At 74.4% G+C, this 23,821-nt stretch carries 25 protein-coding genes; 13 read left to right on the top strand and 12 right to left on the bottom strand.

What is annotated here, in order from left to right:
* Positions 1-103: 103 nt before the first annotated feature.
* From ACFVXG_RS28975 to ACFVXG_RS28965, 3 genes are all read right to left on the bottom strand, one after another.
* Positions 104-430 (bottom strand): hypothetical protein, encoded by a 327-nt coding sequence (locus ACFVXG_RS28975; RefSeq protein ID WP_387931418.1) that lies wholly within the window; start codon positions 428-430, stop codon positions 104-106.
* Positions 431-496: 66 nt separating this feature from the next.
* A complete protein-coding gene (locus tag ACFVXG_RS28970; protein ID WP_387931416.1) occupies positions 497-2,986 on the bottom strand; it encodes a SpoIIE family protein phosphatase in 2,490 nt (829 codons plus the stop codon).
* A complete protein-coding gene (locus tag ACFVXG_RS28965; protein WP_387931415.1) occupies positions 2,979-3,302 on the bottom strand; it encodes an STAS domain-containing protein in 324 nt (107 codons plus the stop codon). Before ACFVXG_RS28965 ends, ACFVXG_RS28970 begins: the two co-directional genes overlap by 8 nt.
* Positions 3,303-3,440: 138 nt before the next feature.
* On the opposite strand from ACFVXG_RS28965, the gene ACFVXG_RS28960 reads away from it, so the two are divergent.
* Positions 3,441-4,472: a YihY/virulence factor BrkB family protein gene (locus ACFVXG_RS28960; RefSeq protein WP_387931413.1), complete on the top strand. Its 1,032-nt coding sequence runs from the start codon at positions 3,441-3,443 to the stop codon at positions 4,470-4,472.
* A gap of 12 nt (positions 4,473-4,484) precedes the next feature.
* On the opposite strand, the gene ACFVXG_RS28955 is transcribed toward ACFVXG_RS28960, so the two are convergent.
* Positions 4,485-5,687: a PP2C family protein-serine/threonine phosphatase gene (locus tag ACFVXG_RS28955; RefSeq protein WP_387931411.1), complete on the bottom strand. Its 1,203-nt coding sequence runs from the start codon at positions 5,685-5,687 to the stop codon at positions 4,485-4,487.
* Positions 5,688-5,885: 198 nt separating this feature from the next.
* Here ACFVXG_RS28955 and ACFVXG_RS28950 point away from each other — a divergent pair, with 198 nt between their 5' ends.
* Both ACFVXG_RS28950 and ACFVXG_RS28945 read left to right on the top strand, forming a co-directional pair.
* Positions 5,886-6,839: a TIGR03557 family F420-dependent LLM class oxidoreductase gene (locus tag ACFVXG_RS28950; RefSeq protein WP_387931409.1), complete on the top strand. Its 954-nt coding sequence runs from the start codon at positions 5,886-5,888 to the stop codon at positions 6,837-6,839.
* A 38-nt stretch (positions 6,840-6,877) separates the two neighbouring features.
* A complete protein-coding gene (locus ACFVXG_RS28945; protein ID WP_387931407.1) occupies positions 6,878-8,629 on the top strand; it encodes a glycoside hydrolase family 15 protein in 1,752 nt (583 codons plus the stop codon).
* A gap of 141 nt (positions 8,630-8,770) precedes the next feature.
* Here the strand turns inward: ACFVXG_RS28945 and ACFVXG_RS28940 are convergent, their stop codons facing one another.
* Together ACFVXG_RS28940 and ACFVXG_RS28935 are read right to left on the bottom strand one after the other, a co-directional pair.
* Positions 8,771-9,865: an enolase C-terminal domain-like protein gene (locus tag ACFVXG_RS28940; RefSeq protein ID WP_387931405.1), complete on the bottom strand. Its 1,095-nt coding sequence runs from the start codon at positions 9,863-9,865 to the stop codon at positions 8,771-8,773.
* Positions 9,862-10,833: a SigB/SigF/SigG family RNA polymerase sigma factor gene (locus ACFVXG_RS28935; protein ID WP_387931404.1), complete on the bottom strand. Its 972-nt coding sequence runs from the start codon at positions 10,831-10,833 to the stop codon at positions 9,862-9,864. Before ACFVXG_RS28935 ends, ACFVXG_RS28940 begins: the two co-directional genes overlap by 4 nt.
* Before the next feature lie 451 nt (positions 10,834-11,284).
* Between ACFVXG_RS28935 and ACFVXG_RS28930 the strand changes: the two genes are divergently transcribed.
* The 4 genes from ACFVXG_RS28930 to ACFVXG_RS28915 all read left to right on the top strand — a co-directional run bounded on the left by ACFVXG_RS28930 (position 11,285) and on the right by ACFVXG_RS28915 (position 14,075).
* Complete coding sequence (locus tag ACFVXG_RS28930) at positions 11,285-11,851, top strand: DUF6328 family protein (RefSeq protein WP_380640333.1); 567 nt, start codon at positions 11,285-11,287, stop codon at positions 11,849-11,851.
* Between the two features lie 78 nt (positions 11,852-11,929).
* Positions 11,930-12,949: an SDR family oxidoreductase gene (locus ACFVXG_RS28925; protein ID WP_387931402.1), complete on the top strand. Its 1,020-nt coding sequence runs from the start codon at positions 11,930-11,932 to the stop codon at positions 12,947-12,949.
* Positions 12,950-13,171: 222 nt separating this feature from the next.
* Positions 13,172-13,825, top strand: a complete 654-nt coding sequence (locus ACFVXG_RS28920; RefSeq protein WP_387931400.1) for a HemK2/MTQ2 family protein methyltransferase — start codon at positions 13,172-13,174, stop codon at positions 13,823-13,825.
* Positions 13,809-14,075 (top strand): CDGSH iron-sulfur domain-containing protein, encoded by a 267-nt coding sequence (locus tag ACFVXG_RS28915; protein ID WP_387931398.1) that lies wholly within the window; start codon positions 13,809-13,811, stop codon positions 14,073-14,075. Before ACFVXG_RS28920 ends, ACFVXG_RS28915 begins: the two co-directional genes overlap by 17 nt.
* Here ACFVXG_RS28915 and ACFVXG_RS28910 read toward each other — a convergent pair.
* The 6 genes from ACFVXG_RS28910 to ACFVXG_RS28885 all read right to left on the bottom strand — a co-directional run bounded on the left by ACFVXG_RS28910 (position 14,031) and on the right by ACFVXG_RS28885 (position 18,456).
* A complete protein-coding gene (locus ACFVXG_RS28910) occupies positions 14,031-15,065 on the bottom strand; it encodes an iron-containing redox enzyme family protein (RefSeq protein WP_387931396.1) in 1,035 nt (344 codons plus the stop codon). The genes ACFVXG_RS28915 and ACFVXG_RS28910 overlap by 45 nt on opposite strands.
* 65 nt (positions 15,066-15,130) lie before the next feature.
* Positions 15,131-15,490, bottom strand: a complete 360-nt coding sequence (locus ACFVXG_RS28905) for a low affinity iron permease family protein (RefSeq protein ID WP_387931394.1) — start codon at positions 15,488-15,490, stop codon at positions 15,131-15,133.
* Positions 15,487-16,251: a metallophosphoesterase gene (locus ACFVXG_RS28900; protein WP_387931392.1), complete on the bottom strand. Its 765-nt coding sequence runs from the start codon at positions 16,249-16,251 to the stop codon at positions 15,487-15,489. The genes ACFVXG_RS28905 and ACFVXG_RS28900 overlap by 4 nt, the downstream gene beginning before the upstream one ends.
* Positions 16,248-16,496 carry a hypothetical protein gene (locus ACFVXG_RS28895; RefSeq protein ID WP_387931390.1) on the bottom strand — a complete coding sequence of 83 codons (249 nt, stop codon included), beginning with the start codon at positions 16,494-16,496 and terminating at the stop codon, positions 16,248-16,250. The genes ACFVXG_RS28900 and ACFVXG_RS28895 overlap by 4 nt, the downstream gene beginning before the upstream one ends.
* Positions 16,486-17,148, bottom strand: coding sequence for a nucleotidyltransferase family protein (locus ACFVXG_RS28890; protein ID WP_387931421.1), 663 nt, complete (start codon positions 17,146-17,148; stop codon positions 16,486-16,488). The genes ACFVXG_RS28895 and ACFVXG_RS28890 overlap by 11 nt, the downstream gene beginning before the upstream one ends.
* 501 nt (positions 17,149-17,649) lie before the next feature.
* Entirely contained in the window at positions 17,650-18,456 is an 807-nt protein-coding gene (locus ACFVXG_RS28885) for a ribonuclease BN (RefSeq protein WP_387931388.1), read from the bottom strand.
* A gap of 174 nt (positions 18,457-18,630) precedes the next feature.
* On the opposite strand from ACFVXG_RS28885, the gene ddaH reads away from it, so the two are divergent.
* The 6 genes from ddaH to ACFVXG_RS28855 all read left to right on the top strand — a co-directional run bounded on the left by ddaH (position 18,631) and on the right by ACFVXG_RS28855 (position 23,821).
* Complete coding sequence (ddaH, locus tag ACFVXG_RS28880) at positions 18,631-19,848, top strand: dimethylargininase (RefSeq protein ID WP_387931386.1); 1,218 nt, start codon at positions 18,631-18,633, stop codon at positions 19,846-19,848.
* Positions 19,820-20,143 carry a plasmid stabilization protein gene (locus ACFVXG_RS28875; protein WP_387931385.1) on the top strand — a complete coding sequence of 108 codons (324 nt, stop codon included), beginning with the start codon at positions 19,820-19,822 and terminating at the stop codon, positions 20,141-20,143. The genes ddaH and ACFVXG_RS28875 overlap by 29 nt, the downstream gene beginning before the upstream one ends.
* Positions 20,144-20,207: 64 nt before the next feature.
* Positions 20,208-20,846 carry an endonuclease gene (locus ACFVXG_RS28870; RefSeq protein WP_387931383.1) on the top strand — a complete coding sequence of 213 codons (639 nt, stop codon included), beginning with the start codon at positions 20,208-20,210 and terminating at the stop codon, positions 20,844-20,846.
* 187 nt (positions 20,847-21,033) lie between these two features.
* Complete coding sequence (locus ACFVXG_RS28865; protein ID WP_387931381.1) at positions 21,034-21,294, top strand: hypothetical protein; 261 nt, start codon at positions 21,034-21,036, stop codon at positions 21,292-21,294.
* Positions 21,291-21,794 carry a DUF5709 domain-containing protein gene (locus tag ACFVXG_RS28860; protein WP_387931379.1) on the top strand — a complete coding sequence of 168 codons (504 nt, stop codon included), beginning with the start codon at positions 21,291-21,293 and terminating at the stop codon, positions 21,792-21,794. Before ACFVXG_RS28865 ends, ACFVXG_RS28860 begins: the two co-directional genes overlap by 4 nt.
* 242 nt (positions 21,795-22,036) lie before the next feature.
* The gene (locus tag ACFVXG_RS28855; protein WP_387931377.1) at positions 22,037-23,821 is read left to right on the top strand and encodes a thiamine pyrophosphate-requiring protein; all 1,785 of its coding nucleotides are present in this window, start codon (positions 22,037-22,039) and stop codon (positions 23,819-23,821) included.

Here is a 23,821-nt window from a genome sequence, read left to right as displayed (position 1 = left end):
CCTCCCGGCCGACCTCGCGGCACACCCTCCCGGCCGGTGCACCGTGCCGACGGTTCCGGCGCACGGCCCAACGCCAGTGGCTCGCGATGCGCCACCGGAACAACTACCGGGAACCGCCCGCCCGGCTCTGCCGGCCGGGGCCGGGCCGCTCACCGGCCCTCTGCACGGCGCAGGCGCGCAGCACCGCGCAGGCGAGGGCGAGGGCGAGGGCCCAGCAGCCGGTCACCGCCAGCGCGAGGGGCGCGGCCGTGGTCCGAAGGCCGGCCGCGAGCAGGCCCAGGGAGAGCAGCCCGAGCGCCAGGACCGTCCGGGTCCGTGCACCCCGGGTGGCCTCCAGGGCCCGGCTGCGCAGCCCGAACACGATTCGAAACCCCAGGGCACCGCGCCGCCGCCCACGCCCAGCCGCCGCCCGCCGCTGCCGTCCGTCCATGACGTCCTGCCTCCTTGTACGCCCGTCCCCCGGTCCGCCGGTCCGGGTTCCCCGTCGGGGCGCGGACTAACGCACGAACTCGTGGCGCGATCGGAGGCGGACGGCGAGGAGGCAGCTGTCGTCCGCGGGGTTGGGGCCGCCGAGCCGGTCCGCGAGGTGGTCGAGCAGCCCGGCGAGGTCGGCGGCGGGGTACTCCTCGGCGGCGTGCAGCAGGCGGTCGGGGCGGCCGGTGTCGGCGTCCCGGCGGTTCAGCAGGCCGTCCGTCCAGAGCAGGACGGTGTCGCCGGGGTCCAGCGGCTGGACCGTGTCGTGGTAGCGGCTCTCGGGCAGCGCTCCGAGGACCGTGCCGGTGGGCCCGTCGGCCGGCGCGGCGGCCCCGCCCCGGAGCAGGGCAGGCGGCGCGTGCCCGGCGGCGCTCCAGGTGAGCGTGCGGGCGGCCGGGTCGAGCAGGGCGCACAGCACGCTGGCGATCCAGCGGCCGCCCCGGTGGCAGAGCAGCACGTTGAGGCGGTCGAGCGACCGGGCCGGGCCGGCGCCGGCGATGCAGAGCCCGCGCAGCGCGTACCGCAGCTCGGACATGCCGACGGCGGCGGCCAGGCCGTGGCCGCTGACGTCGCCGACCGCGAGCAGCACCGGACCGCCGGGTAGGGCGGTGAGGTCGTACCAGTCGCCGCCCACCCGGCGGTGGTCGCCGGCCGGCAGGTAGCGGGCGGCGTGGTCCACACCCGCGAACGGCGGGTCCGGCTCGTCCGGCGCTCCCATCAGGGCGTTCTGCAGGGCCTGGGTGGTGCGGTGCTCGGCCGCGGCCCGGCGCTGCTGCTCCGCGAGCCTCGTCCGCACTCCGAGCAGGACCTGCTCGGTGCGGTGCCGCTCGGTCACGTCCTGGAGGACGCCCCGTACGGCGCGCACCCGCCCGGTGGCCGGGTCGACGACCGCCTCCGCAGCGATCCGGACCGTCCGCGCCCCCGGCCCCGGCGGCCCGACCGCGACGTCCACGGCGGGCGGCCGCTGCCCGCCCAGCAGCAGCCGCACCAACGCCCCGACGGCGGCCCGGTCGGGCGGCCGGACCCGGGCCAGCGCCTCGGTCGCGCCGACCGGGCCCGGCCGCCCGGGGTCGAGGCCCAGCAGCAGCCGGGCCTCCGGCGAGAGCGACGGGCCCGGCTCCCCGGGCGACCACGCGAAGCTGCCGACGCCGGCCAACCGCTGGGCGTCGCCGGCTCCCGCCGCAGGCTCCGCGGCGCCGTCCGCGGCGCGCCAGGTGAGCAGCAGCCCGTCGAGGAACGGCACCGCCCGCAGGGTGAGCGGCTCCCCCGAACCGGTGGGGCCGTCCGCCCTGGCCGGGTCGTCGGCGCCCGCGCGGTCGTTCGTCCTCGTGAAGTCCTCGGTCCGGCCCTCGTACCGGGCGCCTGTTCCGGCCGCGTCCAGGATCCGGGCGAAGGGCCCGGTCGCGACCAGCCCAGGGAACACCTCGGTCACGCGCCGGCCGATCATCGGGACGGCGCCGACTGCGGCGTTCGCGTACCTGATCCGCAGGTCGGTGACGGCCCCTTCTCTGCCGCCTTCCCGGACCACCGACAGCACCAGGACCGGCTCGAACATCGCGTCCAGCACGCCGCGGAACCAGTACTCGCCGCCCGGCACCACCAGGCCCGGCTCGCCGCCCCCGGCCGCGGCGACCCTCAGCAGGTGCCCCGCCGCCAGGCCGGCCAATGCGTCGAGGTAGCGGGTGGCCGCCCGGGCCCGCTCGGGCGGGCCGTCCCAGCCGAGGCTCATCGCCCCGATGACCCGGTCCCCGCTGCGCAGTGGCACCGCGCAGGCCGTCCGCCCGGGGACGATCCGGCCGGTCTCGGGTGCTCGTCCTCCGGCGTCCTGCGCGTCGAACTCCCAGACCAGGCCGCCGCCGTGGGCGGCGGTGGCCAGTGGCACGCCGGTCTCCGGCGGGATCCGCCGCCACTGGCTGACCCGGCGCGGCTCCACTCCGTGGCTGCCGAGCAGTGTCAGGGCGCCGTCCGGTTCCAGCAGGCCGAGGACGACGGCGACGACGCCGAGCGGCGCCAGCGCCACCTCGTGCAGCAGCCGAGCCAGTTCCTCCGGGGTCTCCGCCGCGGCCAGTGCCGAGACGGCCAGGTGGTAGCGGGCGGCCAGGCCGGGCACCGGGGCCGGGCGGAGGACGCCGGGCGGCGCCGGAACCGGGCCGGCAGCGGGCTCGACGGGTGCGGGCGGATGCCGCACCGGGCGGACGAGCTCCTCGACGGCCTCCTGGAGCGCCGTGTCCGCGGCGAGGTCCGTGATGGGTGCCGCGAGGCCGACCAGCCCGGCGGCGATGTCCGCGACCCGCCGGTTGGTGTCCTGGGAGAGCCGCACCAGGTGGCCGAAGGCCTCGTCCGGCGTGCAGCCCAGTCGCTCGGTGAGCATGCCCTTGGCCTGCTCGATCACGCCCCGGGTGCGCATCGCACGGCGCAGCCCCTCGGCCTCGGCGCGCAGCCGGTCCACCGCCTCGCGCAACACGGTGGTCTCGTCGGCCCGGGCGGTCGCGGAGGCGCGCCGGTCAGCCACAGGCCGCCGCCACGTCCGGGTAGAGCGGCAGCACCGCCGACACCCCGCTCAGCTCCACGACGTCCCGCACCCGCGGCGCGGCGCCCGCCAGCCGGAGCCCTCCCCCGCCCTCCCGCACCCGCCGGGCGGCACCGATCAGGGCGTTGAGGCCGCTGGAGTCGACGAAGCCGACCGCGGCCAGGTCCACGACCAGCCGGGGCGCACCGCCGTCGACCAGCACGTCGAAGAGCTTCCGCAGCTCGGGGGCCGCGAAGTCGTCGAGGTCACCGCTGAGCGGAACGACCGTCCAGCCGTTGACCTCGGGAAAGTCCTTCATCCGGATCACCCTCACCGCGTGGGCCCCCTTCCAGGCTAGGACCTGAGGAGCCGCTTGGGGACGGCCCGGGCGGGCAGACGCACCCGCGCGGGCCCGATCCGTGGCGGGTCCGCGCACCGCCACGCGGAGGAGGACGGCATGAACCCGGTCGAACGCGGGCTGCGCTCGGTGGACGGCTTCCAGCAGCGCCACCGGCCCATCGCCGCGGCCGTCGGCGTGGTCAGGAAGTACGGCGACGACCGCGGCGGGCTGCTCGCCGCGCTGATCAGCTACTACGGCTTCCTCGCCCTGATCCCGCTGCTGCTCCTGCTGAGCACCGTCCTGGGCTTCGTCCTGCACGGCAACCCCGGCGCGCAGAGGTCCGTCCTCGACTCCGCGCTCGCCGACTTCCCGATCATCGGGGACCAGCTCCGCCAGAACGTCCACTCGCTGCAGGGCAGCGGCTTCGCCCTCGCCGTCGGCATGCTGTTCCTGCTCTACGGCGCCCTGGGCATCGCCCAGGTGCTCCAGCACGCGATGGCCGAGATCTGGAACGTCCCGGGGGTGAGCCGCCCCGGCTACTGGCCGCGGCTGGCCCGCAGCCTGCTGCTCCTGGTGGTGCTCGGCGCCGGCCTGGTACTCGGCACGGGGGCAGCCTCGGTCGTCGCCTCCTCACTCGGCGGGCCCGCCGCCCGGGTGGGCGGGCTGCTCGTCTCCGCGCTGCTGAACGCCGCCCTGTGCCTGGTCTGCTTCCGGGTGCTCACCCCGCGCGGGATCCCGACCCGCGCGCTCCGGCCCGGCTGCGCGATCGCGGGCCCGCTGTTCACCGTCCTCCAGGCCTTCGGCTCCCTGCTCGTCGTGCACGAGCTGCGCCACGCCGGCCAGGTGTACGGCTTCTTCGCCACCGTGATCGGCCTGCTGTCCTGGCTCTACCTGGCCGCGCAGATCACCGTGTTCGCCGCCGAGACGAATGTCGTCCTGGCCCGCCGACTGTGGCCGCGCAGCCTGCTCCAGCCGCCGCTCACCGACGCCGACGAACAGGTGCTCGGCGCGATCGCCCGCCAGGAGGAGCGGCGCCCCGAACAACGGGTCGACGTGGAGTTCACCGACCACGACCCGAAGCAGCACGACACCCCCGGTGCGGAAGGTCGTGGCGGTGAGCCCGCCGGACGAGGTGAGCCCTCCGGATGATCCGGAAAGGGCTCACTCACCCCGCCCGTCGGGGTGCCACTCGACGAGGGCGATCGTGGCGTCGTCGCGCAGCCGGTGGTCCTGGTGGGCGAGCAGCGCGTGGATCAGGTGGCGCAACGCCTCGGGGGCCGGTTCGCCGCTGGCCATGTGCCGGACGACGGTGTCGGTCAGGCGCTCCTCACCGAAGGTCTCGCCGCTGGCCGAGCGGGCGTCGGTCACGCCGTCGGTGTGCACCAGGAGCCGGTCGCCGGGCTGGAGCCTGAGGTGGTGGACGGCCGGCTGTTCGCGCTCCTGGAAGCCGAGTCCGAGCGGGAGTTCGGCGCGCCGCCGCAGGGCGTCGGCGACCACGTGCCGGCCGCGGATCAGCAGCGGCGTCGGGTGACCGCAGTTGACCCAGGTGAGCTCACCGGTGGCCGCGTCCAGGTCGGCGACGACGGCGGTCAGCAGCCGGTCCGGGATCCAGCGGCAGAGCGTGCGGTCGATGGCCTGGGCGATCTCCGCGAGGCCGCCGCCGGCCCGGCGGGTGCTGCGGCAGGCGGCCAGGGCCACCGAACTGGCGCCGCCGGAGGCGAGGTCGTGCCCCATCGCGTCGAACACGGACAGGTGGAGCCGCCCGGCCGCGACCGAGTGGTCGAAGGCGTCCCCGCCGACCTCGTAGGCGGGTTCGAGGACCGCGCTGGAGGTGACGTCGCGGGTGCCGATCGTGCGCGGCGGCAGGAAGGCCCAGAGGAGTTCGGCCTGGAGGCTCATCGGGCGGTCGCGCGTCGTACGGACGATCACGTCGCTGAACGCACCCTTGGAGACCACGAGCAGCGCCACCAGGGCCGCCAGCGACTCCCAGCGGACGAGCGCGTCCGGTTCCGGCTGTGGGAGCGCGACCCGCAGGACGCCGATCCGCTCGATCCCGTCGACCAGCGGGAACCAGGCGACGGGCGACGGACCGGCGGAGAACTGGGTGCAGCGCAGCCGGTAGGCGCGCCCCGCGAGCGTGGACTCGATGTCGAGGCGCTCGCCCGGGTCCGGGCCCGACGGTTCGGGCAGCGGTGCGAGCTGCCGTTGCTGGACGTCGGCCAGGAACACCCGCGCCCCGGTGCCGCCCAGCCCGCGGACAGCCTCCTCCACCACGCCCGGCAGCTCCCCCGGCCCGCTCGCCCGGGACCGGGCCAGCGCCCGCGCCAGGACCCGGCCCAACGTCTCCTCGTCACACGTCGGCATGTCGCACCTCCGATCACGGTCGCGCCTACCCACTGGCAGCCGGTCCGCACCCGCTCCGGGGCCACCTCCCGGCTCGGCCCGCCGGGCCCGTCCGGCGACCCGCTTCCCGGGCCGCCCGACGCCCCGGAGGTTTCGGCGTGCCGGACCGGGTTAGCCGCTCCGACGAGGAGCCCGAGCCCGCCACGAACGGAGGCTGCCATGACCGCGTTCGGCTACTTCCTGTCCTGCGAGGAGTTCACCCCCGCCCAACTGGTCGAACAGGCCCGGATGGCCGAGGAAGCCGGTTTCACCCGGCTCGCCGTCTCCGACCACTACCACCCGTGGAACGACGCCCAGGGCAGCAGCCCGTTCGTCTGGGGCGTGATCGGCGCGCTCTCGCAGGTGACCCGGCTGCCGGTGACGACGCTGGTCACCTGCCCCACCGTCCGGCTCCACCCGGCCGTCGTCGCGCAGGCGGCGGCGACGGCGGACGTGCAGCTGGCGGGCGGCCTGCGGCTGGGTGTCGGCACTGGCGAGGCGCTCAACGAACACGTCCTGGGCGACCGCTGGCCGCCGTTCGGCGTGCGCGCGGAGATGCTGGAGGAGGCCGTCGCCGTGATGCGAGAGCTCTTCACCGGCGAGGTCGTCAATCACTGCGGCACCCACTACACCGTCGAGAACGCCAAGCTCTACACCGCGCCGGAGAACGGCGAACTGCCCGTTTATGCCTCCGCGTTCGGGCCCAAGGCGGCCGAGGCGGCAGCCGGGTTCGCGGACGGGCTGGTCACCATGACCCCGGACGCCGAACTGATCGGCCGCTACCGGGCGGCAGGTGGCGGCGGCCCCGTCCTCGGCGGCGTCAAGGTGTGCTGGTCGCAGGACCGCGAGCGCGCGGTCAAGACCGTCCACCGGCTCTGGCCCAGCGAGTTGCTCCCCGGCGAGCTGGCCCAGGTCCTGCCCACGCCGCGCCACTTCGAGCAGGCCACCGAGCTGGTCACCGAGGAGATGGTCGCCGAAGCCGTGACCTGCGGCGACGACCCCCAGGAGCACACCGACCGGCTGCGGGGCCACGTCGAGGCCGGCTTCGACGAGGTGTACGTCGGCCAGATCGGCCAGGAACAGGAGGGGTTCTTCGACTTCTACCGCGAGCAGGTGCTGCCGCGGCTCCCCTGACCGGGCACCCCCGCCAACTCGCTCCAGGAGGCGAGCTGTTGAGCACATCCGCCCTCGACACCCACGCGCCGCACGCCCTGCGGGACTACGCCCTGCTCGCCGACGGCCACCGGGGCGCCCTCCTCGGGCCGCGCGGCGACCTCGTGTGGATGTGCGCCCCCGCCTGGGACGACGACGCCGTCTTCGCCGCCCTCATCGGCGGGCCCGGGTGGTACGGCGTCACCCCCGCCGAACCCTTCGTGTGGGGCGGCTACTACGAGCCCGGCGGGCTGGTCTGGCGCAGCCGTTGGACCACCACCGGCGGGATCGTCGAGTGCCGCGAAGCCCTGGCCCACCCGGGCGAGCGGCACCGCGCCGTGCTGCTGCGCCGGATCGAGGCCGTCCACGGGGACGCCCGGGTGGAGGTCCACGTCCAGCCGGCGACCGGCTTCGGCGCCCACCCCCTGCTCGGGCTCCACCGCGACGAGGGGGGCGTCTGGACCGGCCGCACCGGCGGACTGCACGTACGCCTGGCCGGCGCCCCGGAGGCCCGGCCGGACGGAGCCGCGCTGCGCGCCACGATCCTGCTGGCGGCGGGCAGCCGGCGGGACCTCGTCCTGGAACTCTCGGACCGACCACTGCCTGCGCCGACCCCGGCGGACTCCCTGTGGCGGGCGACCGAGGCCGGGTGGACGGCCTGCGGGCCCGACCTGGCCGACACCCTCGGGCAGCGCGACGCCCACCATGCCCACACCGTGCTGACCGGTCTGACCGGCCCCGGCGGAGGCACCGTGGCCGCCGCCACCACGAGCCTGCCCGAGCGCGCCGAGCAGGGCCGCAACTACGACTACCGCTACGTGTGGGTGCGCGACCAGGCGTACATCGGCCAGGCCGCCGCAGCGGCGGGCGCGACGGCCCTGCTGGACGGCTCGGTGCGGTTCGTCACCGAGCGTCTGCTCGCCGACGGCCGGGCGCTCGCTCCCGCCTACACCGCCGCCGGCGGGCCCGTCCCCGACCAGCGCACCCTGGACCTGCCCGGCTACCCGGGCGGCTTCGACGTCGTCGGCAACCACGTCAACCGCCAGTTCCAGCTCGACGTGTTCGGCGAGAGCCTGCTCCTGCTCGCGGCGGCGGCCCGCCGGGACCGCCTCGACGCGGACGGCTGGCGGGCGGCGGTCACCGCCGCCGACGCGATCGCCGCCCGGCACCGCGAGCCGGACGCGGGCATCTGGGAGCTGGACGCCGACCGCTGGACCCACAGCCGGCTGATCTGCGCCGCCGGACTGCGCGCGCTCGCCGCCGTCCCCGGTGCGGGCGGCGGACGTGCGGCCCGCTGGGAGGCGCTGGCCGACCTCGTCCTCGCCGAGGCCTCCGCCGACTGCCTGCACCCCGCCGGCCGCTGGCAGCGCTCGCCCGGCCGCTCCGGCGTGGACGCGGCTCTCCTGCTACCGGCCCTGCGCGGCGCCCTGCCCGCCGACGACCCCCGCACCACGGCGACCCTGCGGGCCGTTCGGACGGACCTCGGCCAGGACCATTACCTGTACCGCTTCCGCCACGACCGGCGGCCGCCGGCGGACTCCGAAGGAGCCTTCCTGCTGTGCGGCTTCGTCATGGCCCTCGCCGAGCACCAGCAGGGGAACGGCGTCGAGGCGGTCCGCTGGTTCGAGCGCAACCGCGCCGCCTGCGGCCCGGCCGGCCTGTACGCGGAGGAGTTCGACGTCGCCCAGCGCCAGTTGCGCGGCAACCTGCCCCAGACCTTCGTCCACGCGCTGCTGCTGGAGTCCGCCGCCGCGCTCGCGTCCGGCGGGTGACCCGCCGGAGGCGTACGGCCGTTGTCCGTCGAGGACCGTCAGTGCCCTTCCGTTCCGGATCGATCCGGATCGATCCGGAACGGTCGCGCACCGGGGCCGCTGAGTTCCCAGAAGCCCCGAGAAGGCCTGGCCCTCCGGCCCTCAGGCCGTGCGGTACTCGGCGGCACGGGCGGGGGCGAGGCGCAGCCCGTGACCCGGGGCGCCGTCGGCGCCGGGGGTGACGGTGCCGCCGGCCGGGTCGAGGGTGCCGTCGAAGAGCAGCCGTTCGATCCGGACGTGGTCGTGGAACCACTCCAGGTGACGGCAGTTGGGGACGGCCGCCGCCGCGTGGGCGTGCAGGTGCGGGGCGCAGTGGGCGGAGACGTCGAGGCCGTGCGCCTGGGCGAGGGCAGCGGCGCGCAGCCAGACGGTCAGGCCGCCGCAGCGGGTGGCGTCGGCCTGGAGGCAGTCGACGGCGGGCACCATGCGGGCGAAGTACGGGAGGTCGTAGCCGTACTCGCCGGCGGTGACGTCGGGGGTGACGGCGTCGCGGACGCGGCCCAGGCCGGTGAGGTCGTCGGAGGAGACGGGCTCCTCGAACCAGGTGACGCCTTCGTCGGCGAGGGCGTGACCGATCCGGACGGCCTGCTTGCGCCGGTAGCCGCCGTTGGCGTCGGCATAGAGCTCGGTGCGGTCGCCGACGGCGGCGCGGGCGGCGCGCACCCGCTCCAGGTCGCGGCGCTCCCGGGTGCCCCAGGACTCACCGATCTTGATCTTGACCCGGGGGATGCCCTGCTCCTCGCTCCAGCCGCGCAGCTGCCGCTCCTGCCGCGCGGCCGAGTAGGTGGTGAAGCCGCCGCTGCCGTACACCGGTACGGGGCGGGCGGCGCCGCCGAGCAGCCGGGCGAGCGGCAGTCCGAGCAGATGGCCGCGCAGGTCCCACAGGGCCAGGTCGAGGGCGGAGACCGCCCCGGAGACCAGCCCCGGGCGGCCCGCGTTCCGGACCGCCCGGCCCATGGCCTCCTGGGCCCCGTCGGTGTCGTGCGGGTCACGCCCGGTGAGCAACGGGGCCAGTTCCTCGCGGATCACGGCGGCGGTGGCGGGCGCGCCGTAGGTCCAGCCGAGACCGCTGTACGGGCCGCTGACGACCTCGGCCAGGACGAGCGTCGTCCTGTCCCAGGCGAGGGTGCCGTCGGCCTCGGGCGCGTCGGTGGGAACCGTGTAGACGCTCACGCCGGTCCGTTCGATCTCGGTCATGCCCGGCCCGCGGTTCGGTCCGCGGAGCCGGGGCCGCTCCCGTCCGGCCGGTCCTCGAACGGCTCGTCCGACCAGCCGGGCGCGTCATGGTCCTCCAGCCGTTCGCGCAGCCCGTTCAGCGTGGTGCTGAGCAGACGGGAGACGTGCATCTGGGAGACGCCGATGCGGGCCGCGATCTCGGACTGGGTCAGGCCGCCCCAGAAGCGCAGTTTCAGCACGGTCTGCTCGCGTTCGGGAAGGTGTGCGAGCAGAGGGCGGACGGCGGTGCGGAAGTCGGCGAGGTCGATGCCGGGGTCGCAGCCGCCGAGACGGTCGAGCAGCGCACTGCCGCTCTCGTCGGTGTCCTGTTCGCGCAGCGCGTCCAGGGAGTTGGGGCGGTAGACCCGGCCGGCCACGAGCCCTTCGGTGGCCTGCGCCACGGTCAGGTGGAGGTCCTCGGCGATCTCCACCGGGTTCGGGAGGCGCCCGAGCTCCTGCTCCAGCCGGTCGGAGCCGCGGGCGACGCTCAGATAGAGCTCCTGCATGCTGCGCGGCACCCGGACGGGCCAGGAGGTGTCGCGGAAGAAGCGCTTGATCTCACCGGCGATGGTGGGGATGGCATAGGTGACGAACTCGACGCCGCGGTGGGGGTCGTAGCCGTCGACGGCCTTGATCAGGCCGATCGTGCCGACCTGGAGGATGTCCTCCATGTCCTCGGCGCGGTGGCGGAAGCGAGCCGCGATGAAGCGCACCAGCGGCATGTTCAGCTCGATGATCGTGCCGCGGACGTAGCTGTACGCGCCGCCCTCGCGGGCCAGGCCGATCAGCCGCTGGAACAACGCGTCGCTCAGCTCGCGCGCTTCGGTCTTGCCCAACGCGCGCAGCTCGGCCTCGGTGAACCGGGGCGGCAGTTCGGACGGGGAGGGCTCGGACGGGAGGCCGGCGGTCGTCCGCACGGCACGGTGAACGGTCTCCGGAAGGGTGGACACTTGCTTCTCCTGGGCATCGGGGTGAACGCCCAGCTCCGCGAACGGGACCGCTCGCGTGCTGTGGACTTCTTCCCCCAGGACCTGTGCCCGGCTTCTTCAAGCGAAGGTCCCGGTGGCACCCGGTGGGTGCCGGCGCGGCCGCCGGATTCGGCTACGACCGCTACGACAGGTGTTCTACCCCGACATATGACATGGAATTCACGTTTCAGGTGACTTTTTCTGATTCGTCCGATTCTCCGTGCCAGCAGACGGTTCGATTCCGTGTACAGGGAGGTCACGGTGCGGTCGGGGGCACCGCCCGCTGCTCGCCCACGGCGCGCGTTTGCCCGTGCCCGGCGCGGCTACACGCACGGACGGGCGGGGGCGGAATGGAGACCGGCAGATGACCGAGACCGGGGCTGCGGTCCGACGCAGGGCGCGCCCCCCGTGTCCTTCCCGGAGGCGACCCCTCATGGCGACGACGAACACAGGACGGACCGGGCGCGCCCACGCGCCGCGGACCGGGCGGCGGGAGTCCCCCGACGAACGGGCCGACCGGCGCTGGACCGACCTGCTCCAGGAGGTGCGGGTCGCCCAGACCGGCTCCCAGGTGCTGTTCGGCTTCCTGCTGAGCGTGGTCTTCATGGCCCGTTTCCCCCAGCTCGACGGGTTCGGGCGGGGGCTGTACGTGGTCACCGTCGTGCTCGGCGCTCTCGCCACCGGCGCGCTCACCGCACCGGTCGCCTACCACCGGATCTTCGCCGGGCACCGCCTCAAGCCCCAACTGGTCGACGCGGCCGCACGGTTGGTCGCGACCGGCCTGATCCTGCTGTCGCTCACCATCGGCTCCGCCCTACTGCTCCTGCTGCGGGTGGCGGCCGGATCCGCGGTAGCGGCCGGCATCGTCGGAGCCGTGCTGCTCTGGTTCGCCTTCTGCTGGTTCCTGCTGCCGGTCCGGCACCTGCGCCGCACCGACGGGCACTGCGCGCCACCGCCCGCGGATCCCGGCGCGGAGGACCCGCCCGGGCATGAGCCGTGACCGTTGCGGCCTTGGCGCCGCAACCCGGGTGTCTCGGCCGCGAGGTTTCGGCTCTCCACCTCCGGCAAGACGCCCGCCATGAGGATCCGTACGCGCTCCGAACCCCGTACCGTCGTCATCACCGGCGCGACCGCAGGCGTCGGCCGGGCCTGCGTCCGCGCCTTCGCCACCGGCGGCGACCGCCTCGTCCTGGTCGCCCGCGGCTCGGCCGGGCTGCATGCCGCGGCCGCCGAGGCCCTGGCCGCCGGATCACCGGTACGCACCGTCCTGGCCGACGTCTCCGACCCGGAAGCCTGCGAGGGGGCGGCCGCCCACGCGGAAGCGGAGTTCGGCCCGATCGATGTCTGGGTCAACGACGCCTTCGTGTCGGTGTTCGCGCCGTTCACCGAGATCACCCCCGAGGAGTTCAGCCGGGTCACCGAGGTCACCTACCTCGGGTACGTCAACGCCACCCGCGCCGCACTGCGCCGGATGCTGCCGCGCGACCGCGGCACGATCGTACAGGTCGGCTCGGCCATCGCCTACCGGGGCATCCCGCTGCAGACCGCCTACAGCGGCGCCAAGCACGCCATCCAGGGCTGGCACGAGGCGCTGCGCTGCGAACTGCTCGCCACCGGCTCGGGGGTGCGGGTGACCATGGTGCAACTGCCCGCCGTCAACACCCCACAGTTCGACTGGGTGCTCAACCGGTTGCGCGGCCGGGCCCGGCCCGTCCCCCCGGTCCACCAGCCCGAACTCGCCGCCCGCGCCGTCCGGTACGCCGCCGACCACCCCGGGCGCCGGGAGTACTGGGTCGGTGCCAGCACCGCCGCCACCCTGCTCGCCAACGCGGTCGCTCCCGGCCTGCTCGACCGCTACCTCGCGCGCAACGGCGTCGACGCCCAGCAGGACGACCAGCCGCACCGGGACCAGGACCCCGACAACCTGTGGACACCCGCCGACGACGACTCCGACCACGGCGCGCACGGGCGCTTCGACGCCGAGGCCCGCGAACGCAGCGCCCAGCTGTGGGCCTCCCAGCACCACGGCCTGCTCGCGGCCGGCGGAGCAGCCCTGATCGGCGCCGCGGCGGTCGGCGCCCTGGCCCGGGGGCGGTGACGGCGGTGACCGGGCGGATGAACTCACCGCCCCGGCGCGCGCGTTGACCGAACGGGACGGATCGCCATGGACCCCGCGGAAGCACTGCGACGGATCGCCTTCCTGCTGGAGTGGGACGGTGCCTCGCCCTACGTTTCGCCGCCCCGGCCCCGGAAACCCGCCTGTCATGGACGTCACCCCCGTTTCTCCCACGCCGGCACCCCCGCAAGGGGGCCGAGCGGCATGCTGCTGATCAGACCGCCGGGCGTCTACCGACCCCAGGGCGACACCGAGTTGCTGGTCTCCTGCCTGCACCGCGAGCGCCTCGGCAGCGGCAGCCGGGTGCTCGACCTCTGCACCGGGACGGGAGCGGTCGCCCTCGCGGCCGCCGAGGACGGCGCCCGGGTGACGGCGGTGGACCTCTCCAGCCGTGCCGTGGCCACCGCCTGGCTCAACGCCAAGCTACACCGCAGCGGCATCCGGCTGTACCGGGGCGACCTGCTGGCCCCCGTCGCGGAGCTGAGCTTCGACCTGATCACCGCCAATCCGCCCTACGTCCCGGCAGCGGCCACCGCGGCTGCCGGGACCGGGCCCGGGCTCGCGTGGGACGCGGGACCGGACGGACGGCTGGTGCTGGACCGGATCTGCCGGGAGGCACCCCGGCGGCTGGCCCGCGGGGGCGTCCTGCTCCTCGTCCAGTCCTCCCTCTCGAACGTCCCGGCCACGCTGGTCTCCCTCGGCGCGGCCGGACTGCGGACGACGGTGGCAGCTCGTCGCCGGCAGGCCTTCGGACCGGTGATGACTGCACGGGCCGCACGCTTCGAGCGGCTCGGGTTGATCGCGCCGGGCCAGCGACACGAAGTCCTGGTGGTGGTGCGCGGTGTCCGGGAACGCTGACCGGCCGACCACCCGGGTGGTCGCGGTGCCGGGCGGCCCGCTGCTCGTCGAGGGTCCGGTGGAAGTGGTCCTGCCGAACGGAGAGGTCCGGGTGTCCGAACGACCGGTCGTGGCACTGTGCGCGTGCCACCGGAGCCGGTACTACCCGTTCTGCGACACCAGCCACCGACGCCCCCGCAGGCGCCGCTCGAACGATACGGGCACCTCAAGCAGCGGGGACGCCAGCGGGAAGCGCGGCGGGAAGGGCTGAACGCAGGGATGTACGGCCGGCCCGCCAGCAGCCGAGCAGGTGGTCGGCGAACCGGCCCTCGACGACCTGCGCGGCCGCCAGCCCGAAGGCGATGTCCGCTGCCAACTCCGGCTCGCTCGCCATCAGTTGCTCCACGACCCCGTGCCGGACCAGCTGCTCGTGGACGGCGTCGGCCTCCACGTGCTCCCGGTAGAACAGCGTCCCGTCCGGCCCGCCGCCGAGCCGCTCCAGTGCGGCGGCCAGCCGAGCGGACCCGGGCGAGGAGGTGATCTCCAGGGCGGCGAACTGCCCGACGGCCGCACCCCGCAACGCCCGGTGCAGGCCGAAGAGTGTCATCAGGTTGACCACCGCGAGGGCAGGGGCCGGTACGAGGTCCAGGTAGTGCGCGTAGCCCGGATCGAGGCCGAAGGCCGCCATCATCCGGGCGTACAACCCGGCATGGGCACGTTCGGGGCGCCCGGCACCGTACTCGTCGTAGACGATCGCCATCAGGACGGCCTGCGCCGGCCCGTGGATCCTCGGCAGCATCCACAGCTGCGGATCGGCCTCCTTGAGGTGGTAGACCGAACGGTGCACCAGGTACTCGCGCACGTGCCGGAGCCTGCCCTCGTCGCGCAGGAAGTGCGACGGCCCGGTGTCCTCCGGGGATTCCGCCAACAGCTGGTTGAGGGCCTCCGGCACCGGCCGGACGGGCTCCGCCTCGGCGCGCACGGCGGCGAGGAACGACCGCTCCAACTCCCGCCGCAGGTGCAGCAGTTCCGGCTCCCACTCCCAGCCCGGCAGGACCCCGGCCAGCCCCCGGTCATGGAGCTCGTAGCACAGGTGCAGCGCGAACTGGTGGTCCTCGCCCCAGGGATCGCCGAACGGCTCCGGCGACGGCACCAGCAACCGCCCCGACCCCGGCGGCCCCGCTGTCACCAGTCCCAGCACCGCCGCCGACAACGGCCCCCGCACCCCGTACCCCGCGCCCCGCTCCCGTCCGTCCATCATTCCCGCCTCCTCCCACACCCTTCCCCCGGTTTGTCGGTCAAGCCCCGGTCGGTCAGGCCAGTCGGTCAGATCTCCTCCTCCATGCGGATCGCGTCCCTGAGGTCCTGCATGGCTTCGCTCCGATTGCCCTCCTCCTCCGCGAGCAGGGCCGCGGCGATGGCGTCGAGCTTGCGCTGGATCGCGTGCTCGGCCCGGCGTTCGGCGTTCTTGAGCAGCGCGAGCAGCAGCAGCGTGACGGCCGACATCATGTCGCCGACGAGGAGCTGCCACGAGGTCGAGAGTCCCGCGACGTGCACCGCGACGAAGCCCGCCACGAGCAGGACGCACAGCGCGTAGAACAGTGGGGAACTGGTCAGGTTGGACGCGCGCTCCGCCAGCCGCGCGAACCGTCCCCGGCCGCGCTCGGCCGGGTGGTCGAGCGTCATGGTCCCATCACCCGCCCGGCGAGGTCCGGCCGGTGCTCCGCACCGTGCAAGCGGTAGACCGCGAAGGCCCGTCCGATGACCGGCTGCGCCACGTTGCGCACGCGCACGCCGCAGGCCGTGAGGCCCCGCTCGGTGCCGAGGTGCGCATGGCCGTGGACGGCGAGGTCGGCCCCGGCCGCGTCGATCGCCTCGGCGAGCAGGTAACTGCCCAGGAAGGGGTAGATCTCCGGCTGTTCCCCCGCCAGGGTGTCGGGCACGGGGGCGAAGTGCGTGAGCGCGATCCGTAGGTCGCAGCCCTCTGCCGCCAGTCCTTCCAGCGCGCCCCGCAGCCCGTCCGCGCACTCCCGGGAGTGCCGCATGAACGCCTTCATCTCCGGTTCCCCGAACTCCCCGCCGCCGCGCCCGGCGAACCCGCCGCCGAACCCCTTGGTGCCGGCCACCCCGACCAGCCGACCGTTCGCCCGCACGACGGCCGCCGAGCGCTCCAGCACCCGGACGCCGTGGCCGGCCAGGATCCGGGCGACCTCTTCGGGACAGCCCGCGTCGTAGTCGTGGTTGCCGAGCACCGCGATCACCGGGACGGCCAGGGCCTCGACCTCCTCCCCGACCACCTCGGCCTCCGCCGGTGTCCCGTGCCTGGTCAGGTCTCCGGCCAGCAACAGCAACTCGGCCGCGTCGCCCAGCGTGGCGAAGGCGGGCCGCAGCAAACCCCGGCTGTCCGGGCCGAGGTGGATGTCCCCCACGGCGGCGACCCGGATCACGGCAGGTCCTCCCCGCCCGTCGGTGGTCTGCCGTCGGCCAGCACGATGTCGGTGTGCACCACCAGGCCGACCAGGGCCTCGCCGACGATGCGTTGGACGGCCGCGCGGCGCTGGGCGGTCGGCACGGTGCCCCGGACGGTGACGTGGGCGCCGTGCAGTTCGATCCGCAGGCCGAGTTCACCGACCTCGTCATCGGCGAGCCGGTCGCGAAGGTGGGCGATGCGGTACTCGGTGTCATCGGTCATCATCGGTCTCCCCGTCGCGCTTCCCATGGGTTCCCCCTTCGGGTCCGTCGGACCGGCCGTCCGGCCCGATCACCTGGAGCCGTTCGAGCAGGTACAGGAAGGCGTCCGGCATCGGCGTCCCGCCGCGCTCGGCACGCACCCGTCGCCAGTCGACCTTCTCCCGCAGCGGCCGGACCACCGCGAGCACCGCACCGAAGTCGCAGTGGTGCTCGGAGAATGCCGCCAGCAGGCTGCTCACCAGGTCGGTGGCGGCGAGCACCGGCATGTGCACGGAGTCGACCGGCAGCACCTCGGCGCGGTCCAGCAGCTCCGAGGTGACCGGGCGCTTGGCGAGTTCGAGGATCAGGTCGACGTCCTGGCCCAGACAACGGGCCTTGATCAGCCAGTCCTCCGGTGGCAGGTACACCTGGAGCCCGGCCTCACGCAAGGTGCGGGTCACGGCTTCGGCGTCCTCCCAGCGGACGCAGAAGTCCGCGTCGTGCTGGAGCCGCACGGTCGCGCCGTGCGCGTAGGCGGCGACCCCGCCGGCGAGCGCGAACGGATGCCCCTTGGCTTTCAGCAGCGAGCCGATCCGCTTGGCCGTCTCCAGGATCGCCTGGGCCCGGTCGGGCGGGAGCCGCCCGGCCGGAGCCGGGCCGGGCCAGTCGTCCACCCCATGGTTCGGGACCGCGGTCGGTTCGAGGTGTTCGGTGCGCTGGTCCACCACGCCTCCAGGGCTGTCGTCGACACCTCCGGCCGGACTGTCCGGCCGGAACGCTCCGGCGGGTACCCGGCCGGCCCTCGTTCACTCCGCACGGAGCCCGACTGCTCCGGGCTCCCGTTTGACCTCCGTCGCCGGGGGCAGGCGCGGGTCGAGCCCGTCCCCGGACGAGGCCCGACAAGGAAACCGGTCCGAGCGGTCCGACCAACCGCCCGGACCGCTCGCGTGCCGTCGACACGCACAGGCGACACAGCACAGGAGTAGCGACCGTGGGACCCCGCCGAACGATCCGATCACCTGACGACCCGCCCCCGTGACGGATCCGGGGGCTCGGAGGGCCGCCTCACAGGCCCGGCAGCCCCGGCCCACCGCGCTCGGCGGGTACCAGAGCTCGCCGGGGTGGCGGGGGCGATGGTGCGACCGGGCAACACCGGTCCCGCCCGTGGACGCGGCTCACGACCCACTGCCGCCGTCCGTCGCCTCCGGGCCCCGGCGGGCCCGGGCGAACACACAGCCGGCCAGGGCGCCCCCGTACACGGTGTAACCGACACCGATGAGCCAGGACTGGACGATCAGGACCGTCCCCACCGTGCCGTAGGACACCGCGTTGGACACCAGCAGCGGCGCGAACACCAGCCGGGAGAAGAGGTGCAGACCGGCCAGCGCGAGGACGGTCGCGACCGCCCCCGGGAACAATTCGCGGGCCGGGACACGGCCGGCGAGCAGCAGGTGCGGGAGCCACCAGAAGAGCAGCAGGCCGCCGGCGACGGTGACGCCGATCCGGAAGGTCGGCTGCGCGCCCGACCGGTGCCAGGGCGAGCCGCTCCAGGCGGCCAGCACGATGTAGCCCATCAGCGCGGCCAGACCGAGGGCCTGTCGCCAGACCGCGTGCCAGGGGCCTCGGTGCGTCCGCCAGATCCGCTGGTAGACGCCTTGGACGGCGGCCATCAGGGAGATCCCGAAGACCGCGAGGGCGGCCAGGCCGAAGCCGGTCGTGGTGCTGAGCACCTGGCCGCGGGAGGCGAACAACCGGTGGACGGCGACCGCACCCCGGCCGCGCGCGCCCAGGGCGTCGATGATCCACTGCGCGATGCCCGTACCGCGCGTGGGGAAGGCAGCGGCGATGACGATCAGCAGCGGTACGAGCGTCACGAAGAACAGGGCCGCGAAGGCCATCGAGCGCTGGAGCACCTCGACTCTGCTGCCCTCGTCCCAGACGTCCCGCACGAACGCCCGCAGGGCCCGCCACCAGCTGCGCACGGTAACTCCAGGCTTCGGCCGACACTCCTCGACCGCCCACGTCCGACCCGGTCTGATGCGGGCGGCCCGCCTTCGCGCGTGCCCGTCGTCACCCGCCGCAAACGACGGCCCGCCCTACCGGCTCCCGACGACTCCCGACCGTTTCCCGCCGACCGCTCCGGGCACGCGCGCCGCATGAAGACGTCCGGCTCCGCTCGGGCGGCCAAGCGCCGCCGCTACCTCCTCTGCCCGCCACGCCACTTCGCCGTGGAGTACGCCATCAACCCGTGGATGGACCCGGCCCGGCCGGTCGATCCGGCTACCGCGCTCCGGCAGTGGAACGAGCTGCGCGCCGTCCTGCTCGACCTCGGGCATCGCGTCGAACTCATCTCCCCCGTAAGGGGGTTGCCGGACATGGTGTTCACCGCGAACGGCGCCACGGTGGTCGACGGCCGGGTCCTGGTCGCCCGCTTCCGGCACCACCAGCGCGCGGCGGAGGCGGAGGCGCACCGGCGCTGGTTCGTGGCGGCGGGCTACCGGCCGGTACACACGGCGGGGCCGGTCAACGAGGGCGAGGGCGACTTCCTGCTCGCGGGGCCGCGGATCCTGGCCGCCACCGGCTTCCGCACAAGTCGGGCGGCGCACCGCGAGGCCCGCCGGCTGCTGGACCGTCCGGTGGTCACACTGACCCTGGTCGACCCGCGGTTCTACCACCTCGACACCGCGCTCGCCGTCCTCGACGACGACCGGATCATGTACTACCCGCCCGCGTTCGCCCCGGCCAGCAGGCACCTGCTGCACCTGCTCTACCCGCGGGCGATCCTCGCCTCCGAGGCGGACGCGGTGGCGTTCGGGCTCAATGCCGTCAGCGACGGCCGCCACGTCGTCCTGCCCGCCGCCGCCCGCGGACTGGCGGGCCGCCTGCACGCCGAGGGGTACGTCCCCGTACCGGTCCGGATGCCCGAACTCCTCAAGGGCGGCGGCGGCCCGAAGTGCTGCGTGCTCGAACTGCGCCCCGCCCGGCCGTCTGCCGTGCCTGTTCGCCTCACCACGGGCACCCGGATCCGGGACGGAACGGATCGCGCGGGTTTGCGCCCCCGGCAGTCGGACAGACGCCGGAGCGTCGAATCGTCGATGACCGAGGAGGTACGGCCGATGCACCGTGGCAACGGCACCATGACCGGGCGAACCGCCCTGGTGACCGGCTCCTCCCGGGGCCTCGGCCTGCTGATCGCGGGTGAACTCGCGGACCGCGGTTGCCGGGTGATGTGGTGCGGCCGCGAGGAGCCACGAGATGTTCCAACACAAGGACGGCGGCGTGGCCAAGGTGCTGTTCCAGCCCTGAGTCCGTCACCGAGGCGTCCCTGCCGACGAAGGAGGAGACATGCCGGCCGGTTCGAGCAAGAAGCGTGAGCGCCAGTACGAGCACATCAAGGAGAGCGCTCTGGACCGGGGGGAGAGCGAGAAGCGGGCCAAGGAGATCGCCGCCCGCACGGTGAACAAGGAACGGGCGCGGCACGGCGAGTCCAGGACGGCCAGCCGTTCCTCGATCCACGACATCTCGTCCGCGCGACGCGGCGGCCTGCGGTCCCACTCGGGTTCCCAGGGGCCGACCAAGGAGCAGCTCTACAACGAGGCCAAGCAGCGCAACATCCACGGCCGCTCGAAGATGAACAAGAAGGAACTCGCCGACGCGCTCGGACACTGACGCGCCCGCGCGGCGGCTCGACTGCCGTTGCGCGGGCCACCGAGTGCGTGGGAAGGAACGCCCGATGGACAACGCCGGAGTGACCGCCGGGCTGCTGCGCGAGTACGGACGGACCTACGCCGCCGAGGCCGGCATCACCCTGCGCGACAAACCCGCCCCGCTGTACCGGCTACTGGTCCTGACCATGCTGTGCTCGATCCGGATCAAGGCGGAGATCGCCACCGCCGCAGCCCGGGAGCTGTTCGCCGTGAGGCTGCGGACCCCGCGCGCGATGGCGGACTCCAACTGGCAGGACCGGGTGGACGCGCTGGGCCGGGCGCACTTCGTCCGGTACGACGAGAGCACCGCCACCGCCCTCGGCGACGGCGCCGCGCTGCTGCTCGACCGCTACGCGGGTGACCTGCGGAAGCTGCACGGGCAGTCCGACGGCGAGCCAGGGAGGCTGCGCGAGCTGCTGCAGGAGGTCCCCCGGATCGGACCGGTGGGCGCCGACATCTTCTGCCGCGAGGCCCAGGCCGTCTGGCCGGACCTGCGCCCCTTCTTCGACGAGCGCGCCTGCGCGACCGCGGCCGAACTCGGCCTGCCGCACACCCCGAACGGCCTCGCGAAGCTGGTCCCGCCGACGGACCTGGCCCGGCTGGCGGCCGCCCTGGTGCGGGTGCGCCTGGCCAAAGGGGTGGCGAAGGCCCGGCGCGCCGCCTGAACCGGGCTCGGCGGGCCGTCTCCATGCCCCAGTGCCCCCCGCTACCGGGGCGACAGGATCGCCGCCGTCCTCACACGACGGCACCACCCACGTTCCCCACCGCCGATGATTCCGCCGCGGCCGTCCGGGTACCCGCCCGAGCGCGCCCCGGGGCCGGCCCGGATCGCGAACAGGACGAGGAGGAGCCGTGGAGGACGTCCCGCAGGGCGGAGCCGGTGGTGTTCCGCTCGACGACACCGACCAGAAGCACCCGATCCACCCGCCGGGAAGCAGGAGTGAGACGGAAGCCGACGAGGAGGAGGGCGAAGCGACCACCGCCGAGCCCAGCCGGAGTCGGCACCTCGCCCCGGCGGAGACCCACGGGGGACCGGACGAGCAGCCGGACGAGAGCGGAGGGCGCCCGGCGCGCGCCGAGCCGCACTCGACGACGGAAAGGCAAGGGCCATGAGCGACGCAACCACGAGTGACGGAGCCATGGGTGACGACGTCTACCAGCCGACCGGGAACATGGAGGAGCAGGCGGACGCCGCGCCCCTGGATCTGGAGGACGCGGTGGACGAGCGCGACTACGACGACCTGCTCGACGAGGGTTACTCGCCGCCGGAGAAACCGCGGGGTGTCGGCAGGACCGGCGAGACGGCCGCCGAGCAGCGCGACGGCGAGACCCTGGACCAGCGCCTCGCCCAGGAGGAGCCCGACGTCCCGCCCGGCGGGGGCGACGAGGGCGACGGGATCGGCGACCTGCCCGGCGGAGCGGGCGAGCCGGTCGACCGGGAGGCCGCGGGCACCCGCCGCGCCGGCCGCCTGGTGGCCCCCGACGAGGGCGTCCGACCCGACACGGAGAAGGCCCTCCTCGCCTCCGACGTCGGAATCGACGGCGGCGCCGCGGGCGCGGAGGAGGCCGCAGTGCACGTCGTCCCGAACGAACAGGGCGAAACCGGCCGATAGCGTCCGCGCCGGTCCCCTCAGCCGCTGGCCCGGGCTCCGGACGACCCGGGGCAGCGCCCGGGTCGGACCCGGAGGTATGGAACTCCACCGCGATGCCCGAACGCGGGGTGGGCACCTGCGCCGACGCCTCCAAGCCGCCACGTTTTGTCCCCCTCTTGGCGGTTACCCGCACTTGATGGGTGCTCCCGCCACGCCCGACGACCGCCGCCGGGACCAGCTGCGGGGACCACGGAGGAAAGATCATGAAGGTTGCCGACTACCTGTTGCGACGGCTGCGCGAGTGGGAGGTCGAGCACGTCTTCGCCTACCCCGGCGACGGCATCAACGGACTGCTCGCCGCGTGGGGCCGGGCCGAGGACCGGCCGCGGTTCATCCAGGCCCGTCACGAGGAGATGGCCGCCTTCCAGGCCGTGGGGTACGCCAAGTTCTCCGGCCGTACCGGGGTGTGCGCGGCCACCTCCGGTCCCGGCGCGATCCACCTGCTCAACGGGCTGTACGACGCGAAGCTCGACCACGTCCCGGTGGTGGCGATCGTGGGGCAGACCGACCGCAGCGCCATGGGCGGCTCCTACCAACAGGAGGTGGACCTCCTGTCGCTCTACAAGGACGTGGCCGCCGAGTTCTGCGAGATGGTCACCGTCCCCGCACAGCTGCCCAACGTCCTGGACCGGGCGATCCGCATCGCCACCACCCGGCGCACCGTGACCGCGCTGATCGTCCCCGCCGACGTGCAGGAACTCGACTACGAGCCGCCCGCCCACGTCTTCAAGCAGGTCCCCTCCAGTCTCGGGGTCCCCCACTACGCGCCGGTGCCGGGGGACGACGACCTGGCCCGGGCCGCAGAGGTCCTGAACGCGGGCGAGAAGGTGGCCGTGCTGATCGGCCAGGGCGCGCGCCGGGCCCGCGCCGAGGTCGAGCAGGTCGCGGAACTCCTCGGTGCTGGCGTCGCCAAGGCCCTGCTCGGCAAGGACGCCCTCCCCGACACGCTGCCGTACGTCACCGGCTCGATCGGCCTGCTCGGCACCCGGCCCTCCTACGAGATGATGCGCGACTGCGACACCCTGCTCGTGGTCGGATCGAGCTTCCCCTACAGCCAGTTCCTGCCCGCCTTCGACCAGGCCAGGGCAGTGCAGATCGACCTCGACCCGTCCATGGTCGGCCTGCGCTACCCGTTCGAGGTGAACGTCGTCGGCGACGCCGCCGAGACTCTGCGCCGGCTGCTCCCGCTCCTGGAGCGCAAGGAGGACCGCACCTGGCGCAAGACGGTCGAGGAGAACACCGAGCGCTGGTGGGAGGTGATGCGGCGCCGGGCCGAGGTCACCGCGGACCCGGTCAACCCGGAGTACGTGCTGCACACCCTGGACGCGTTGCTGCCCGAGGACGTCATGCTGTCCTCCGACTCCGGGTCGGCCGCCAACTGGTACGCCCGCCACCTGCGGATGCGCGGCAGCATGCGCGGCTCGCTCTCCGGCACGCTGGCCACGATGGGCCCCGGCGTGCCGTACGCGATCGGCGCCAAGTTCGCCCACCCCGATCGGCCGGCCATCGCCGTCGTCGGCGACGGCGCCATGCAGATGAACGGCCTGGCCGAGCTGATCACCGCCGCCAAGTACTACCACGAGTGGACGGATCCGCGCCTGGTCGTGGCGGTGCTGAACAACCAGGACCTGAACCAGGTCACTTGGGAGATGCGCGCCATGCAGGGTGCCCCGCAGTTCGAGCCCTCCCAGCACCTGCCCGACGTCCGCTACGCCGACGTCGCCCGGTCGTTCGGCCTCGACGGCGTACGGGTCGAGCGGCCCGAGGACGTGAGGCCCGCCTGGAGCCGGGCGCTGGCGGCCGACCGGCCGTTCGTCATCGACTTCCGCACCGACCCGGCGGTGCCGCCGATCCCGCCGCACGCGACCTGGGACCAGGTCAAGGCCGCCGCCTCCGCCGTGCTGCACGGCGACAGCGACCGGGTAGCCGTCGTCCGCCAGGGGGTCAAGGCCAAGGTCCAGGAGTTCCTGCCCGGCGGCCGGAGCTGA

Origin of the sequence: Kitasatospora sp. NPDC058162 (assembly GCF_042884005.1) — a bacterium.
Taxonomy (GTDB): Bacteria; Actinomycetota; Actinomycetes; order Streptomycetales; family Streptomycetaceae; genus Kitasatospora.
Note: the sequence above shows the minus strand (reverse complement) of the source record. Positions and strands in the feature narration are given on the sequence as shown.